This is a genomic window from Duganella sp. Root198D2 (genome assembly GCF_001428585.1).
Lineage (GTDB): Bacteria > Pseudomonadota > Gammaproteobacteria > Burkholderiales > Burkholderiaceae_D > Rugamonas.
The window spans coordinates 167,045-181,595 of the sequence record NZ_LMIC01000002.1 but is presented as its reverse complement, the minus strand read 5'-3'; the positions used below and the strand labels follow the sequence as shown (position 1 = coordinate 181,595).

9 protein-coding genes and 1 tRNA gene are annotated in these 14,551 nt (G+C 62.8%); 2 read left to right on the top strand and 8 right to left on the bottom strand.

From position 1 onward, the window contains the following. The first annotated feature begins 23 nt into the window (after nucleotides 1–23). On the top strand, nucleotides 24–2,015 hold the full coding sequence (gene acs / locus ASE26_RS03695; protein WP_057245624.1) for an acetate--CoA ligase: 1,992 nt from the start codon (nucleotides 24–26) through the stop codon (nucleotides 2,013–2,015). 123 nt (nucleotides 2,016–2,138) lie between these two features. Continuing rightward, nucleotides 2,139–2,229: transfer RNA gene (locus ASE26_RS03690), tRNA-Ser, on the top strand. 313 nt (nucleotides 2,230–2,542) lie between these two features. Here ASE26_RS03690 and ASE26_RS03685 read toward each other — a convergent pair. From ASE26_RS03685 to ASE26_RS03650, 8 genes are all read right to left on the bottom strand, one after another. After that, the gene (locus tag ASE26_RS03685) at nucleotides 2,543–2,833 is read right to left on the bottom strand and encodes a hypothetical protein (protein ID WP_057245623.1); all 291 of its coding nucleotides are present in this window, start codon (nucleotides 2,831–2,833) and stop codon (nucleotides 2,543–2,545) included. 89 nt (nucleotides 2,834–2,922) lie between these two features. Next, nucleotides 2,923–3,375, bottom strand: a complete 453-nt coding sequence (locus ASE26_RS03680; RefSeq protein ID WP_156409864.1) for a site-specific integrase — start codon at nucleotides 3,373–3,375, stop codon at nucleotides 2,923–2,925. 36 nt (nucleotides 3,376–3,411) lie between these two features. Then, nucleotides 3,412–5,004 carry a di-heme oxidoredictase family protein gene (locus ASE26_RS03675; RefSeq protein WP_082507402.1) on the bottom strand — a complete coding sequence of 531 codons (1,593 nt, stop codon included), beginning with the start codon at nucleotides 5,002–5,004 and terminating at the stop codon, nucleotides 3,412–3,414. An 11-nt stretch (nucleotides 5,005–5,015) separates the two neighbouring features. Then, nucleotides 5,016–8,633 carry an Ig-like domain-containing protein gene (locus tag ASE26_RS03670; protein WP_162246572.1) on the bottom strand — a complete coding sequence of 1,206 codons (3,618 nt, stop codon included), beginning with the start codon at nucleotides 8,631–8,633 and terminating at the stop codon, nucleotides 5,016–5,018. A gap of 19 nt (nucleotides 8,634–8,652) precedes the next feature. After that, a complete protein-coding gene (locus tag ASE26_RS31005) occupies nucleotides 8,653–9,330 on the bottom strand; it encodes a hypothetical protein (protein ID WP_162246573.1) in 678 nt (225 codons plus the stop codon). Nucleotides 9,331–9,347: 17 nt separating this feature from the next. Beyond that, complete coding sequence (locus ASE26_RS03660; protein ID WP_057245621.1) at nucleotides 9,348–12,632, bottom strand: hypothetical protein; 3,285 nt, start codon at nucleotides 12,630–12,632, stop codon at nucleotides 9,348–9,350. A gap of 82 nt (nucleotides 12,633–12,714) precedes the next feature. After that, complete coding sequence (locus ASE26_RS03655; protein ID WP_057245620.1) at nucleotides 12,715–13,338, bottom strand: PEP-CTERM sorting domain-containing protein; 624 nt, start codon at nucleotides 13,336–13,338, stop codon at nucleotides 12,715–12,717. Between the two features lie 202 nt (nucleotides 13,339–13,540). Further along, nucleotides 13,541–14,527 carry a hypothetical protein gene (locus ASE26_RS03650; protein ID WP_156398060.1) on the bottom strand — a complete coding sequence of 329 codons (987 nt, stop codon included), beginning with the start codon at nucleotides 14,525–14,527 and terminating at the stop codon, nucleotides 13,541–13,543. Between the last annotated feature and the right edge of the window lie 24 nt (nucleotides 14,528–14,551).

The following is a 14,551-nucleotide window of genomic DNA, read 5'->3' as shown; positions in this document are numbered from 1 at the left end:
ACCATCACTAACCGGAGACAAGCATGACCAACCAGGGCGCCGACCAACAGGGACCAATGGAATCGCGTATTTTTGCGCCGCCAGCGGCATTCGTCGAAAAGGCCGCAGTATCGGGCATGGCCGCCTACAAAGCGCTGTGCGACGAAGCGGAGCGCGACTATGAAGGCTTCTGGGCGCGCCTGGCGCGCGAGCACGTGGAATGGCAAACGCCGTTCACCCGCACGCTGAACGAAGACAACGCGCCGTTCTACAAATGGTTCGAAGACGGCAAGCTGAATGTCTCGTACAACTGCCTGGACCGCAATATCAAGAACGGCCTGGGCGACAAGACCGCGATCATCTTCGAAGCGGATGACGGCCAGGTGACCCGCGTCAGCTACCAGCAGCTGCACGACAAGACCTGCAAGTTCGCCAACGGCCTGAAGGCACGCGGCATCAAGAAAGGCGACCGCGTCGTGATCTATATGTCGATGTCGGTTGAGGGCGTAGCGGCAATGCAGGCTTGCGCCCGTATCGGCGCCACCCACTCCGTGGTGTTCGGCGGCTTCTCCGCCAAGTCGCTGCAGGAGCGCATCATCGACGCCGGCGCTGTCGCCGTGCTGACCTGCGACGAGCAACTGCGCGGCGGCAAACAACTGCCGCTGAAAGCCATCGTCGACGAAGCCCTGGCCATGGGCGGCTGCGACACCATCAAGAACGTGGTGGTGTACAAGCGCACCGGCGGCAATATTGCCTGGACCGAAGGCCGAGACATCTGGCTGCACGATCTGGTTGAAGGCCAGGCCGCCACCTGCGAACCTGAATGGGTGGACGCGGAGCATCCGCTGTTTATCCTCTATACCTCCGGCTCCACCGGCACCCCGAAAGGCGTGCAGCACTCCACCGGCGGCTACCTGCTGTGGGCCGCGCTGACCATGAAGTGGTCGTTCGACCTCAAGCCGGAAGACGTGTACTGGTGTACCGCCGATATCGGCTGGGTGACGGGCCATACCTATATCGCATACGGCCCGACCGCCGTTGGCGCGACCCAGGTTGTCTTCGAAGGCATCCCGACCTTCCCGCACGCCGGCCGCTTCTGGGAAACCATCGCCAAGCACAAGGTCAATATCTTCTACACCGCACCGACCGCGATCCGCTCGCTGATCAAGGCCTCCGACGTCGATCCGAAAGTGCATCCGAAGAACTTCGACATTTCCTCGCTGCGCCTGCTGGGCACTGTAGGTGAACCGATCAATCCGGAAGCCTGGATGTGGTACTACAAGAACGTGGGCGGCGAGAAGTGCCCGATCGTCGACACCTTCTGGCAGACCGAAACTGGCGGCCACATGATCACCCCGCTGCCAGGCGCCACCCCGATGGTGCCAGGCTCGTGCACCTTGCCGCTGCCAGGCATCATGGCCGCGATCGTGGACGAAGCAGGGCACGACGTACCGAACGGCAGCGGCGGCATCCTGGTCGTCAAACGCCCATGGCCTTCGATGATCCGCACCATCTGGGGCAACCCGGACCGCTTCAAGTCCGGCTACTTCCCTGAGGAGCTGGGCGGCAAATACTACCTGGCCGGCGACGGCGCAATCCGCAACGCCGAAACCGGCTACTTCACCATCACCGGCCGTATCGACGATGTACTGAACGTGTCCGGCCACCGTATGGGCACGATGGAGATCGAATCTGCGCTGGTCGCCAATCCGATGGTGGCGGAAGCCGCCGTGGTGGGCAAGCCGGATGAAACCACCGGCGAATCGATCTGCGCCTTTGTAGTGTTGAAGCGCGCCCGCCCGACCGGCGACGAAGCAAAGCAGATCGCCACCGAACTGCGCAACTGGGTAGGCAAGGAGATCGGCCCGATCGCCAAGCCGAAAGAGATCCGCTTCGGCGACAACCTGCCGAAGACCCGCTCCGGCAAGATCATGCGCCGCCTGCTGCGCGTGCTCGCCAAAGGCGAAACCATCACCCAGGACGTCTCGACGTTGGAGAACCCAGCCATCCTCGAGCAACTGAAAGAAACCTCCTAAGCCTGAACGGGCGGGTCAGACCCTTGGGTCTGACCCAGGTTTGCCGGGTTTAAATAGAAACCCTTTGCACTCTTGCATAACCCTGCTATAATTCGGGCCTCTCGCGATAAGCGTGAGAATGTAGGAGAGATGGATGAGTGGTTGAAGTCGCACGCCTGGAAAGCGTGTATAGGTTCATAGCCTATCCGGGGTTCGAATCCCCGTCTCTCCGCCAGAATGTGCGTAAGTAGTTGATTTACTTGCGAAAAAAAGCCAGCTTAGATAGCTGGCTTTTTTTTTGGGCTTTTTCGCAGAGTTATTGGGTTAACTTTGGGATAAATCGGTCATTCCCCTGCTCCCCTCAGCTCAGGCCGCTGTGTGAATTCTGACCCATCAATTTTCGGTCAGCGCCAACACCCTGAAAGCTGTTGCAACGTCAGAGTTTAAGACGCGACCAGCGAACCAGGCCGCCACGACTCTCAGTGCGGCATTTCAAAAAGCCGGGTTGAAATAGCAAGGGAAAGTAAAAACCGGCGCGGGGCCGGTTTTTACAATGAGGCCGTTATCGCCACCTGCATCTTCGCCAGCTCTCTGGAGTCGTTTTGCCCATCGATCCATTTGGCATAGACTTTGAAGAAAATTTCGAGGCTGTGGCCCAACTGACGGGCCATGTATGCCGGGTTCGCGCCGGCCATCAGGCCAATTGTGGCGAACGTGTGTCGCGTGTTGTATGTGCGCCGGTGCCGGATGCCCAAGCGTTTTAGCGTTGTGGTCCAGAACGCTGCGCGGGTAACCCGGTGGTAGATCCAAGGCTCGTTATAGTACGGGTCGTTGAACACCTTGCCCCCGACTATGGGTATATTTTCTTCTGCGCGACGAGTGCAGCCATGGCTTCCCTCGGCAGCTTCACGATGCGGACGGTCGAAGTCTAGGTCGCGTCCTGTTCTTCGTCATATACGTTCACGACGTCCACCTTGACCTCACCTTTGTTGAGGTCTACGTTTGACCATTCCAGCGCAATCGACTCTGATGTACGCAGACCGGAGAAGAACTGGAATTGGGCGTAGTTGAGGATTTGCTCGCTGTAGTGCTTTCCAATGCTGGTCAGGATCTTATGAACTTCGTCCAAGGAGAAGGGGTCAGGCCCAGGCGCCTGGAAGCTGGCGTGTTCCAGGCCGCTGCAGGGGTTTTCCTTGATCTGCTTGTCCATCACCGCCAGTTCGAAAACGCGCTTGATGATTGAGAGCTGATTGTTCCGGCTTTTATTGCTTTTCCAGGTCTCCATCTTCAATGCGGCCTTGATCTCAGAGTGGACGAACGCATTGACCGACAAAGTACTTCTGACAGCGTCGCCAGCAGGGCACCGTTTGGCCATGCGCACGGCGTTGATGATGCCCTCTTGGCGAGCCAGTACAGTTTATCGCTGGCTCGTCCTTGGCTTGAAGTTCTCATCGACCACCAGGGCGGTAGTGCCGGGCGGCAGGACTTGCAGCGACTTCAGGAATTCAATCAAGGTGTCCTGGTCATATTTACTGGCGGCCTGGTAAGCCTTGCGCGAGGCAAGGGCTTCGCCTGCATGTCCCAGTACCGCTTCGCGCATGGTGCTGTACATGCCGTGATGGAAATACGGGCCGGAATTGGCAACACCCCATAGCCGGCGCGTCAGGAAGCGCCGGTTACCTTCGGGGAACTTGGGCGCCCAGACAGGCCAGTTCATGTCCAGCGATTCGAGCGGCATGGGATCGGACGGGTCGGAAATGTCGTGCAGTTTGAAGTCGGTGTAGGCCGGCACCATCATCACCAGGTCGTCGGGATGTTCGGGGGCCAGGCGCGGCAGCGGCAGCGAAGGATCGTTCAGGTCGACCTGGACGGTCCTGGCATCGCCCGCGCGCAGGTTGCCAACCGGGTTGAAGGGGCCAGGTTCAGTGAAGGTCCAGCCTTCGCGGCTGAGCGGCAGGGCCGGCACGTGGCAGCTTGCGCAGCCGAATGAATTGAATTTCGCCTGGCCGTGCACGATCGCTTGCGCAATTTTGGGATTGCCTGGAATGACCTGGCCCGGCACCGCCATGGCAGCCTGGAAGATGGAAGCAGCGGTCACGTCGGCGCGGGTCAGCTCGTTGCTGAAGCCATCTCCGTCCTGGTCGGTATTGGCGCCGAAGCGTTCGGTCGACTGCATGCCATGATGGTGGTTGAACGAGGTGTTGGTGAAGTCGCGCAGCGATACCGAATTGCCGGCCTGGTGCCAGGGCCTGATCAACAGCGTGGGCGGGTCGATTGGCGTGGCCGTGATCAGGCTAAGGCGCGGCAGTCCGGTAACCTGGCTGACATCCCACAAGCCGTCGCTGCGCCGGGTCAGCTTGCCGAAACTGACCCCTTTCGCGGTCAGTGCCCGCGTTTCGCCGCGCTTCATGCTGTCGCGGATGCGCTGCAGGTCGGCGGTGATCTCGCGTGCCAGCATCTCGATATAGCCGGCGCCGAACATGCCCGGCGTATGGCGAGAGTTGCCGATGCTGGCCAGAGTGACCGGCTTGCCGCGTTCATCGAGCGCACCGCGCGTCGGCACCAGGTCGGTCCGCTCAAATGTTGCGAAGTCGAAGCGCTGGCCCTGCACGAACACATTCGCCACGAAATCGCCGCTGCCGCCTGTCACGCCGAACGGCTGGTTGTGGCAGCCCATGCAGGAGTTGGCATCCGGGCCGGAAATGCGGTTGAAGCCGCGCGCACCAACCAGCGGCATCGACACATCGGACAAGCCGCGGCCATTGCCCTTGGTGAGCGGGCGGCCGCCGCCTTCGGCCTTGGTCCAGTTGGCGGAGAACACGCGGCGCCCATGTTCGAGCAGCCGTTCCAGCGGCGCCGTGTACTCTTCGTCGTCCTGCATGTGGACGGGCAGGCCCAGCTCAAGGCCGATCTCGGTCTGGCGCAAGGAGGCGTCGACCAGCACGCTGGTGGCGGCTGCGCTGGCGGCAAGTGCAGCCAAGGCCAGTGCGGTGAGTAATTTCCTTTGCATCGCCGGTCCCCTTATTTCTTCTGTGGCGCCTCGGGCGACACCAGTTCGATTTGCAAGGCGCCGCCGTCGGCAGCGGAGCGGCCGGTGCCGCGTCCGAGCATCATGCCGTCGCGCCAGACTTCGACGTTGATGCCGCCGGCCGGCACGCCGCTTAGCGTGAAGCGGCCCTGGCCATCGGTATTGGCCATGCCGAGATACCTGGCATTTGCCGAAGAGCGCACCCGCACTTCGGCATTGGCCAGGGACTTGCCGGCAAGGATGCGTCCCGGGCGCTGTGCCGCGGCGCGTAACTGTGCCGGCGCGGCCTGCTGCGCCGCTGCGCCGCCGCCGGACAGGGCGGTAGTGGCAGCGCCCATTGCCGGCAGCACGGTGCGCACGCTATAGCCGCCGCCTGGCGCCGGCGTCAGTACGACAAAACTGTTATCCAGGTCGAACGGGCTGGCGCCGGTAAAGTACTCGTAGACCGCAGTGGCGGCCGGGACTTCCAGCGTCGGCGTGGCACTGAAATCGACCTGCTGGAAGGGTGAATTCGGGCCCGGCGTGATGCCGGTGATCGCACCGCTCCTGAGTGCCGTGATGCCCTTGAAAGCGAATACGATGCGGCCGTCGCGGAACAGCTGGATCTGCAGGGTATTGCTGCCGCCTTCACCGTATTGGCGGGTGCGGTCGTACGTGACGATGAAGCGATCGGGCAGGGTGTCGTTGATCAGCACGCCGCCGCCGCCGATCAGGTCGTCGAAGAAGGCGGAAACGCGCTTGCGGTTGCTGAAGTCCGCCACATTCTCGGCGTAAGTGTCGTCGCCCGAGCCAAAGGTAATGTAGCCATTGGTGCCGACATAAGCGGTGTTCTCGTTCTGGCCGTAGAACGGGAACGGGAAGGGCAGGCTACGGCCGGTGTAGCAGTCGTCGCAAGTGGTCCATAGCGTGCCATAGTCGGTTTCGAAGCGGACGTCGATGACGCTGATGCGCCCTACATCGGTCTGCCCGCCCAGGACCGGCGCCACGGCCGCCGATGAGCCATTGCGCATGGCGCCGCCTGGCGGGGTGTAGGACGCTTGCAGCACCAGGTTGCCAAGCACGGTGGGTACGCCGCTGATGGCGAAGCGGCCGTCGGCACCGCTGGTGGCGCTGCGGCCACCCGGAGCGGTGACCAGGGCCCCCGCCAGCGGCGTGCCTTCGGCATCGGTTACCTGGCCGATCGCCTGGGTCAACGGGTCAGGCGCTACGCTGACGGTAACCGCCTGGGCGCTGCCTTCATTGCCGCCCAGGTCGCGCGCCACCGCACCCAGCTCCAGGCTGGAGACGCCGGTCGGCACGGTGAAGGTGTACTGGTAGGGCGCGCCGGTGCCGGTGAATGCCGGCTGGCTGTTGACCAGGAAGCGCACCGAGGCGACTGTAATGTCGTCCTGGGCGTCCACCGCAATGGTCAGCGGCGCTCCTTCATAGACCAGGGCACCGTTGGCCGGCGCGGTAATGGCGGCTGTCGGCGGTACGCCGGCCAGGTCGATGCGTGGCTGGTACTGGCCGATGTACAGGCGGCTGTCGCCGCTGCTGCCGCCGCGTGCCAGGCTGTTGCGGTCGGCGGCCAGGTAGATGTAGCTGTCATCGGCGGCAATGCCCATGCCGTTGTCGTCGCGGGCGCTGAAGTTCAGGATCGCGCGCGGCTGCAATACCTGCGGGTTGCTGGTGTCGACGATAGGAACGCCGTTGACGAAGAGCACGTCCGCCCCCAGCGCGAAGTTGCCGCTCAGGATCACGTTGTTGAGCAGGCCGCCGAGCGACTGCTGCGTGCGCGACAGGATGGCCGGGGCTGCCAGGTTGGCGATGTCGACCGAGGTCATGCTGTTGGCGTAATCGGCCACGATGGCTGTATTGCCGCGCAAGGCAACGCCGCGCGCATCGCCGGTGGCCGCCGTGCCGCGCAGCAGCGGCGCCGACACGTTGCTGACGTCCACCAGTTTCAAGCCGGCTTCGCCCATTGCCACGGCCGCCAGGTTGCGGTTGGGATCGAGGTCCAGGTTCCAGGCCGTGCCGCCCAGGCCGATGGTGCCGGCCTGGATCATGGCGCCGGGATTGGCCACGCTGACGAGGTACAGGCTGCTGCCCGATACCACGTAGGCCATGCTGCCGCGCACCTTCACGCCCATCGCGTTGCCCACCGCTGCGAAGGTGCCCAGCAGGCGCGGTGCGGCTGGCGTGGACACATCCACTACCTTCAGGCCGCCGCTGGTGGCCAGGTAGGCGATGTTGCCGGCCAGGGTGATGTCGTTGGCGCTGGCACCGAGGTTCAGGCTGGCCAGCAAGGTCGGGGTGCGGCGGTCGCTGCCGAGTGCCACCACGTGCAAGCCGGCCGAGCCCGCTGCGACATAGGCGAATTCACCGCCCACCGCCACGCCGTTGGCCAGGCCGGGAATAGCGACGAAGGACAGCGCTCCCGGCGCGAAATCCTGCACGGTTCCCAGCACGGTGGCGGAATGGCCGTTGTTGCTGACCGTGATGGTGCAGCTGCCCGCAGTGCTGGCGTAGACCCGGCCATCGGGCGCGCCGAAGTTGCAGGAGGCGACATTGCTGCTGGCGTATTGCGTCTGGCGCGCGCTGCTGGTGAGGTTGATCTCGCTGCCGTCGATCAGCGTCCCGGTCACGGTCAGCTGCACGCTGGCGCTGCCGGACAAGGAGTTGACGACCAGGGTGAAGTTGCCCGGCGTGACGCGGACGCCGGCCAACGCTGCGCCCAGGTTGACGCTGGCCGGGTTGGTCGGGTCGCTGCCGGTCTGGATCTCGATGCCGTCGCGTACGCCGTCGCCGTCGGTATCGGCGAGCAGCGGACTGGTGCAGAAACCACGGGTGCAATGCGCTTCATCGCCGTCGCTGAGGCCATCGCCGTCGGTATCGGGATTGCGGGGATTGGTGCCGGCGCGGTATTCGTCCACTGCGGTCAGGCCGTCATGGTCCAGGTCGAGCAGGGCGTCGGCCCCGTTGTTGGGATTCATGCCGAGGCGCAGTTCTTCATCGTCCGGAATGCCGTCGGCGTCGCTGTCGGCGCCAGACAGGGCGACGCGCAGCTGGGTGATGCCTTGCGTCCCTTCGTTGGTGGCCTGGATCGCCACGGTGCCGCTGCGCACGGCGGTCACCAGGCCGCTGGGGCTGATGGTGGCAATGGCCGGATTGCTGATGCCGTAGCTGGTGCCCGTGGCCGTGACATCGACCTGGTTGCCGGCCGGGTAGGTCGCCAGCGCCTGCAGCTGGGTGGTAGCGCCAGCGCTGGTCAGCACCGGCGCGCCCAGGCTGACGCGCAGGCTGGACGGGATCGGGGTGGTGGGGCCAAGCAAGATGGGCGGCAGGGAGACCGAGCCGTTGGCCGGAATCGTGAATTCGCTCGACTGTCCATACGAGGTGACGCCGCTTTGCACGCAAGTGGCGCGGGCCCGTACCCTGCCGAAATTGGCCGGCAGGTTGGGTAATACCCAGGTGCCGTCTGCCTTGACCTGAACATTGCGGTTAAGGACGCTGACTGTGCAGTTCTCGTTGAGTCCATTGGATTGCGCATACGCAGGCATGCCGGAGAGCAGTAGGGTGCACGTTAACGCCGCTGCCAGTGCATCTCTCACGCCGTCAAATAAGAACTTCATCGCGCCCCCCGGGTTCGGTTTATTTTGTGCTGCCCAGCGCCGCAATGACTTCGGCATCGTCTGCATCGTAAATATCGAGTTCGTTCTGGAACATGGTGGTCGGCTTGCTGCCATCGATTTCGCGCATGACGAAGATGATGTACTTCTTCCGCAGCTGCACAACCACATCGGCCAAGCGGTAAGGATTGTCAAGGCCGCCGACAGCGACTGGCACCACGAAGAACTCTTTGAGGTAGTCCGGCGCCTTCAGCAGGGGCGCACGCGCGTTTGCCAGCGCATTCTGGTACTGGTCAAAGACCACCAGGCTGCCGCTGGCCTTGCGCTCGACATCGCGGCTCAAGGACAGCGCCTGGCTGTCCGAAAGCGCCGCTTTTCCTTCCGCGGGGCGGTAGGTGACCAGTTTCAGCGGGATGGTTTTGCCGGCGACGGCTTTGCCGTGATCGAAGCGTTGGCTAATCTGGAATTCCAGCTCTTGCATCCCCCTGGCGTTGTCCAGGACTTCCATCTTATGGCCCGGTTGCGCGGCGATGAAGCGGCCTTCCGCGATAAACGCAGCGTTGCCCATGCTGCGCTGGACCTTTTCGGCGGTCGAAAGAATTTGCTTTTTACCGCCCGGGTAAAAGACGTCCTCCGCAAGGACGGCCGGTCCTGCGCTGCAGATGATTATCATGAGTAGTCCTTTGATCAATCGTTTCATGCCTTCCTCCTCTTCGATCAATACGTTACGCCACTTGGCACTTCCACCGTCACACCGCCCTGGCATTGGAAGCCATAACGCATCTCCCCTGCGAAATCGGTATGCGCCGCCTGGCGTGCCACCATGGCGCTCCAGTCGGCGGAGAGCTGTGTCACTGCGGCGGTTTTTGCCTGATTACATGCCTGCATTGATGCGTACTTTGTGCCGACGATGCCTTTTGCCCCGTTGATGACTGACATCAGGAGGCTGGCGTGCTTCAGTTCATGCGTCGTGGTGCGCGAAATATTGGCGGCGGTGCGCGTGATCGCGCCGCAGCCGGCAACTTGCGCCTTGGTGTGAATGGTGACACGCCAGGCGGCTTTTGGGGTGATGTCGCCGTTCATTGCCGCCTGTTCGCTGCCGCCGGCACAGATGGACGCGCAGCTTAAGGCCTCATCGTAACCAAAACCGGTATTGGCACCGAACTCGCCAAGTGCGACCGCATCGCCATTGTCGTTGCTCGCCGCTGGTGTTGGCGATGCAGGCGGTGGCGGAATTGCCGGACTATCGGCCACCGGCACGCAGGTGCTGCCCTGGCATTGCTTGCAGGTGGGGCAGGTGCCGGCGGAGCCGGAGGTGTTCGGGTCGCCGCCGCAGTGCCAGCCTGCCTTGATCACGCCGGCACCCGGATCGGAAGTGATGGTTGCGCCGTCCTCGCTTACCGTGGCGCTGCCGATGGCGACGAAACTCGCCAGGTCGTGGTCGTAGGAATACATCTCGGTCACGGCGCGCGGAGGCAGGCCGTCGACGTTGGGCATGGTCATGCGCGCGGCCGGGCTGAAATGGGTGCCGACCGGCTGGATGGTGACCACGAAGCGCGGCTGCTGGCCGAAGCCGGGCGCCATCGGCACCTTGTCCATATTGACCGGTGTGACCGATACGCAGCCGCTGCGCGAGCCGCCGGCAAAGGTGGCCGAACCGGGCGCGATGGCCAGGGCAAAGCCGGGCACCTCGGGCAGGGTCAGTGTGCCACCCGTGGTTTCGTTGACGCAGATGCGGTTGTTCGGGTTGATTTCGGGCAGGAAGACCGGCATCCCGAGGGTATTGTTCTGGCCCGCGACGGTGATCATGTCGAAGTCCAGCGTCGGCCAGGTGCCGGGGCGAGCGGCTGTGCCGCCGTCGGCCATCAGCTTGAACACGCCGACCGGTACCGGCTGCATTACGAACTGGCCTTGCGCGTCGGTTTGCACGGGCGTCGCCATCTCCTGCGGGATATTGCTGCGGTTGCCCTGGGTAATGTGCAGCAGGCGCATGGTAACGCCGGGGAGAGGGTTGTTGCTGTTGTCCAGCACCACGCCGGTGATGCGGGTTTGCGCCGCCGGTCCCGGCACCAGGCCGGTAGCGCTGAAGGCAGCCGCGAAGCCGGGGTTGCCGGTGAAATTGGCTTCCACCACGTTGTTGCCGACACCCTGGTCCGGTCCCAGGATCAAGGTCGCGGCAATACGTCCATCGCTGTCGCTGGTGGTCTGGTACGTGGCCTGGTGCGTCGCGCCGAATCCGCCACCGCCGCCTTTCACCTGGAAGGTGACGGGAATGTTGGCGAGCCGGTTGTTGTGGGCATCGGTGACGATGGCAATCAAGGGCAGGGGCAGGGGCTGGCCTACCACACCGGTCTGGGTATTGCCGGAGTCGACCACCATGAGTTTGGGGCCGCCGGGTGCGCCGATGGCAACGAAGTCGACGGTAGCCTGGCTGCCGGCGGTACTGGCCTCGACCAGGTTGCCGCTGCCGGTGCGCCGGCCCAGGCGGTAGAACACCTTGGCCTTGCCTTCGGTGTCGGTATTGACGGCCAGCGCGGAGAGCGCGCTGCCCGGGGCCGTGCCGGCGGCCAGTGTGCCGTCCAGCCCGACGACCCTGAACACGACAGGCTGGTTGGCGAGCGGCGCGCCTTGGGCATTGGTCAGCGCCACCACGAGTGGCGCGGGCAGCAGGTTGCCGGCCGGGCCGCTCTGGTTGTTGCCCGACACGAGCCGGAGCCCGCCGGCTGCCGCCAGCCGGGTCAGCGTGGTGCTGGTGGTCGCCCGGTTGCCGGCGCGGTCGGTGACCGTGGCCTGGATGGTGTTGGCGCCGGGACTGAGCGGCACTTCGCGTGCCGTAAAGCTTCGGTTCAGCACTTCGGCGCTGATGCCGTTGACGGTGACGGTAGCCTGCTGCGGATTGACGGTGCCGACCACGATGTCGTTGACCATGCCGCTGACGGTGACGCTGGCGGCATTGGTGCTGCCGTTGGCGGACGGCGAGTAAATTTCGATTTTCGGTGCGGTGGTGTCGAGCGTGACCAGGATGCTGCTGGTGGTGGTGCTGCCGCCGCTATTGGTGGCGACGGCCGTGATGGTGTTGGGCCCCTCATTGAGCGGAACGGAGGCGTTGAAGCTGGTGCCGCTGAGAATGGCGGCGATGCCGTTCAGCGTGACCTGGGCGGCCGGGTCGCCGACCTTGCCCGAGACGGTGACCACCGGCGTGTTCAGGTAGGCTCCGCTGGCCGGCGCGGTGATCTCGACGCTGGTGGCGGTGCCGGTGATCGCTACGCTGAGCACGCTGGAATACACCGCCTGGCTGTAGCCGGGGAAACTGCCGGCCACGCGATAGCGCACGGTACCGGGCGCGTTTTCAAGGATGGTGCTGAGCAGGCTGTAGATCTTGTCGGCAGCTTGCGCATCGCCTTCCGCACCGTCGTCGTGCAACTGGCCCAGGTTCGCCAGCACCGCGCCGTCGCCATCGATTTTCTGCAGCACGAGGGAAGTGGGCGGGACTTCGGACTCGACGCTGGCGCTGGCCAGGCCGATCACAGCGGCGCCGGCCGGGGTGCTGGCGACGCTGAAGCTGGCGGCCGTGATCTTGGGAGCGCCGCTTGCACCCGTTACCGCCAGCGTAAGCGGGGCCGAGAGGGTGCGCTTGATTTCGCGCTTGTAGGCGGCCGAGACCTGGAAGCGCACGCTGCCTGCATTCGCCTCGTTGAGCTGCATGTCCAGCGTGTACAACTGGTCGTTTGCAATGGCGTCGCCTTGCCGCCCATCGTCATGCAGCACGCCGACGATGCTCTGCACGCTGCCGTCGGCGTTCAGCCGCTGCACATTGGCACTGCCTGCAATGTAATTCGGATCGCTGATCGCCACGACGACCTTGACGGTGGCCGGCATGGCTGCCGCGATGCTGGCAGGGCTAAGCACGGGCGTGCCGAGGCTGCCGGCCGCGGCCTGGCCGGACAGCAGGGCTGCCCCCGCCAGCACGGCCGTATGGATCGCAGAATAAACGATTCTCATGCTTGCTCCTTGGCGCATCCGCGACGGGCGCGGGCGCAATGCTTTGCTTCAGATGGATTGCCGGAATTCGCCCGCAAGGGCTTCAGGGGTGACGGAACTTGCTGCGTCGGCGCAGGATGAGGGCCAGCCCGCCAAGGACCAGTGCCAGGCTGGCCGGCTCAGGCAGGTCGGTGGCCGGGGTAGTGACGCTGAGGTCGTCGAGCAGGAACGAAAAGCCGTCCGCTGCGGCGCTGATTTCGAGGCGGGCGATCAGGTCGCCGGCAGCGGCAATGCTCAACAGCTCGTTCGCGACGCTGCCCGGATCGCCCGTGCCGTCAGCCGCATTGCTCAGGAAAGCAGAGCTGGTTTGTGCGAGCAGCCTGTTGCTGCTGTCGTAGGCGGACATTGTCAGTCCGCTCAAATAAGTAAAGTAGCCCGACACGGCTTGGGCCGGGGTGGCAAACGTGATGACGATAGGACCGCCGTCGTCAAGGAGGGCGTTGGTTCCCGAATGGGGTGGAAAAGAGAATTCGTTAAGGCTGACGCCGCTTTTCAGGATAGTCGCATGCGTGAACTGCAAGCCGCTGTACTGGCTGGTCAGGCTTGTGCTGTCGGCAAAGGAATCGAAGCTGTAGGACAAGGTACCCGCCGAACTGCCGGCCATGGCGCCGAGCCAGGCAAGGCCGGCCGTAAGCAGTTTTCCCACATTGAGGATGCGCTTGTTCATACCAGATCCCTAAGAATTGATTTTGCGTGCTGGGAGCCTTAAGCAGAAGTTATGCCAGATTGATAAGTATTTGATTGAAAAGAAGTCGTTTGACTTTCATTGTTTAATTTGTAAGATCAAACGACACTTGCTTTCAAATCGACCGTTAGGGTAAACGCGGAATTGCGCACGCCCGCATTCAAGCGGGCTTGCGCGGCCTGCTTTAGTTTGACGTCACGTGCGTGCACGTCCAGGAAACATTTGAAGCGATCCAGGTCTTCTTCCAGTCAATAGCAGATTGCTCGCGGCAAGCCTGCTCCGAGGAAAACTTCGTATCTTCATAGCGCTGATAAATATAGCCATCAAGCGGACGCCACACAGCACCGTACCAGTAATCTTTTGGATTGATAACGTTGCTGAATTGCTCTACAGGTCGATTCGCTGAGGTGTCTTTATAGTCGACCACAGTTGATCCATCCGTGTTGAGGGAGCGAATCCAAAGCGATTTGCTCTGGTTTCCCACGCTGTCAACCGGCGTGCAGATGCGCACCTTGGTCGTCGAAAATCCCATGGGCAAGGTCATGCAGAAATACGGATTGGGGGCACCGGCGACCACAGACCATTCAGCAGTCGCGGTGTAATCGGGTGTCGGATCGCAATAGTGCGCGAATGCGCCAGCGCGGAACGCCTCGCTATAGCCGGTTGTGCGCAAGCCCGAGAAGAGGACGCCTGAGGAGTTGGTTGACGTCGGCAGTTCGCTCTTGTTCGCGACAGAAATGCACTCTTTAAATGCGTTGTTATCCGCGCCGTAGGCAACGCCGAGGGGCGCCATATTTGCGTCGAGATGGAACTTCCAAAGACTCTGCCTTACCAGGCGGCCGCTGGCGTCAATGCGCTGCAACTGGATGATCCTGGTATTCGTGACGCTTTGTGATTTGCCATTGGTCACAAATGGATAGGATTCTTCGGCTTTGATAATCAGGGTTGCCGTTGCCAGCGAGCCGTCATTTGACGACAGTGGGATCGTCTGATCGGTCTGGATAAAATTCTTGAATGCTTGACTCGCGTTGATGGAGGCAACTACAGGGGGCGCAGGGGTTGTGGGAGTCAGAGGCGCGCCCGTCCCGTTAGAACTGTTTGTTGTGCCGCCACCGCCGCCACATGCACAAAGTGTCGCAAGAATAATCGCTGATACAGTAAATCGTTTCATAGGGTTCCAGAAAAAGTTTTGTCT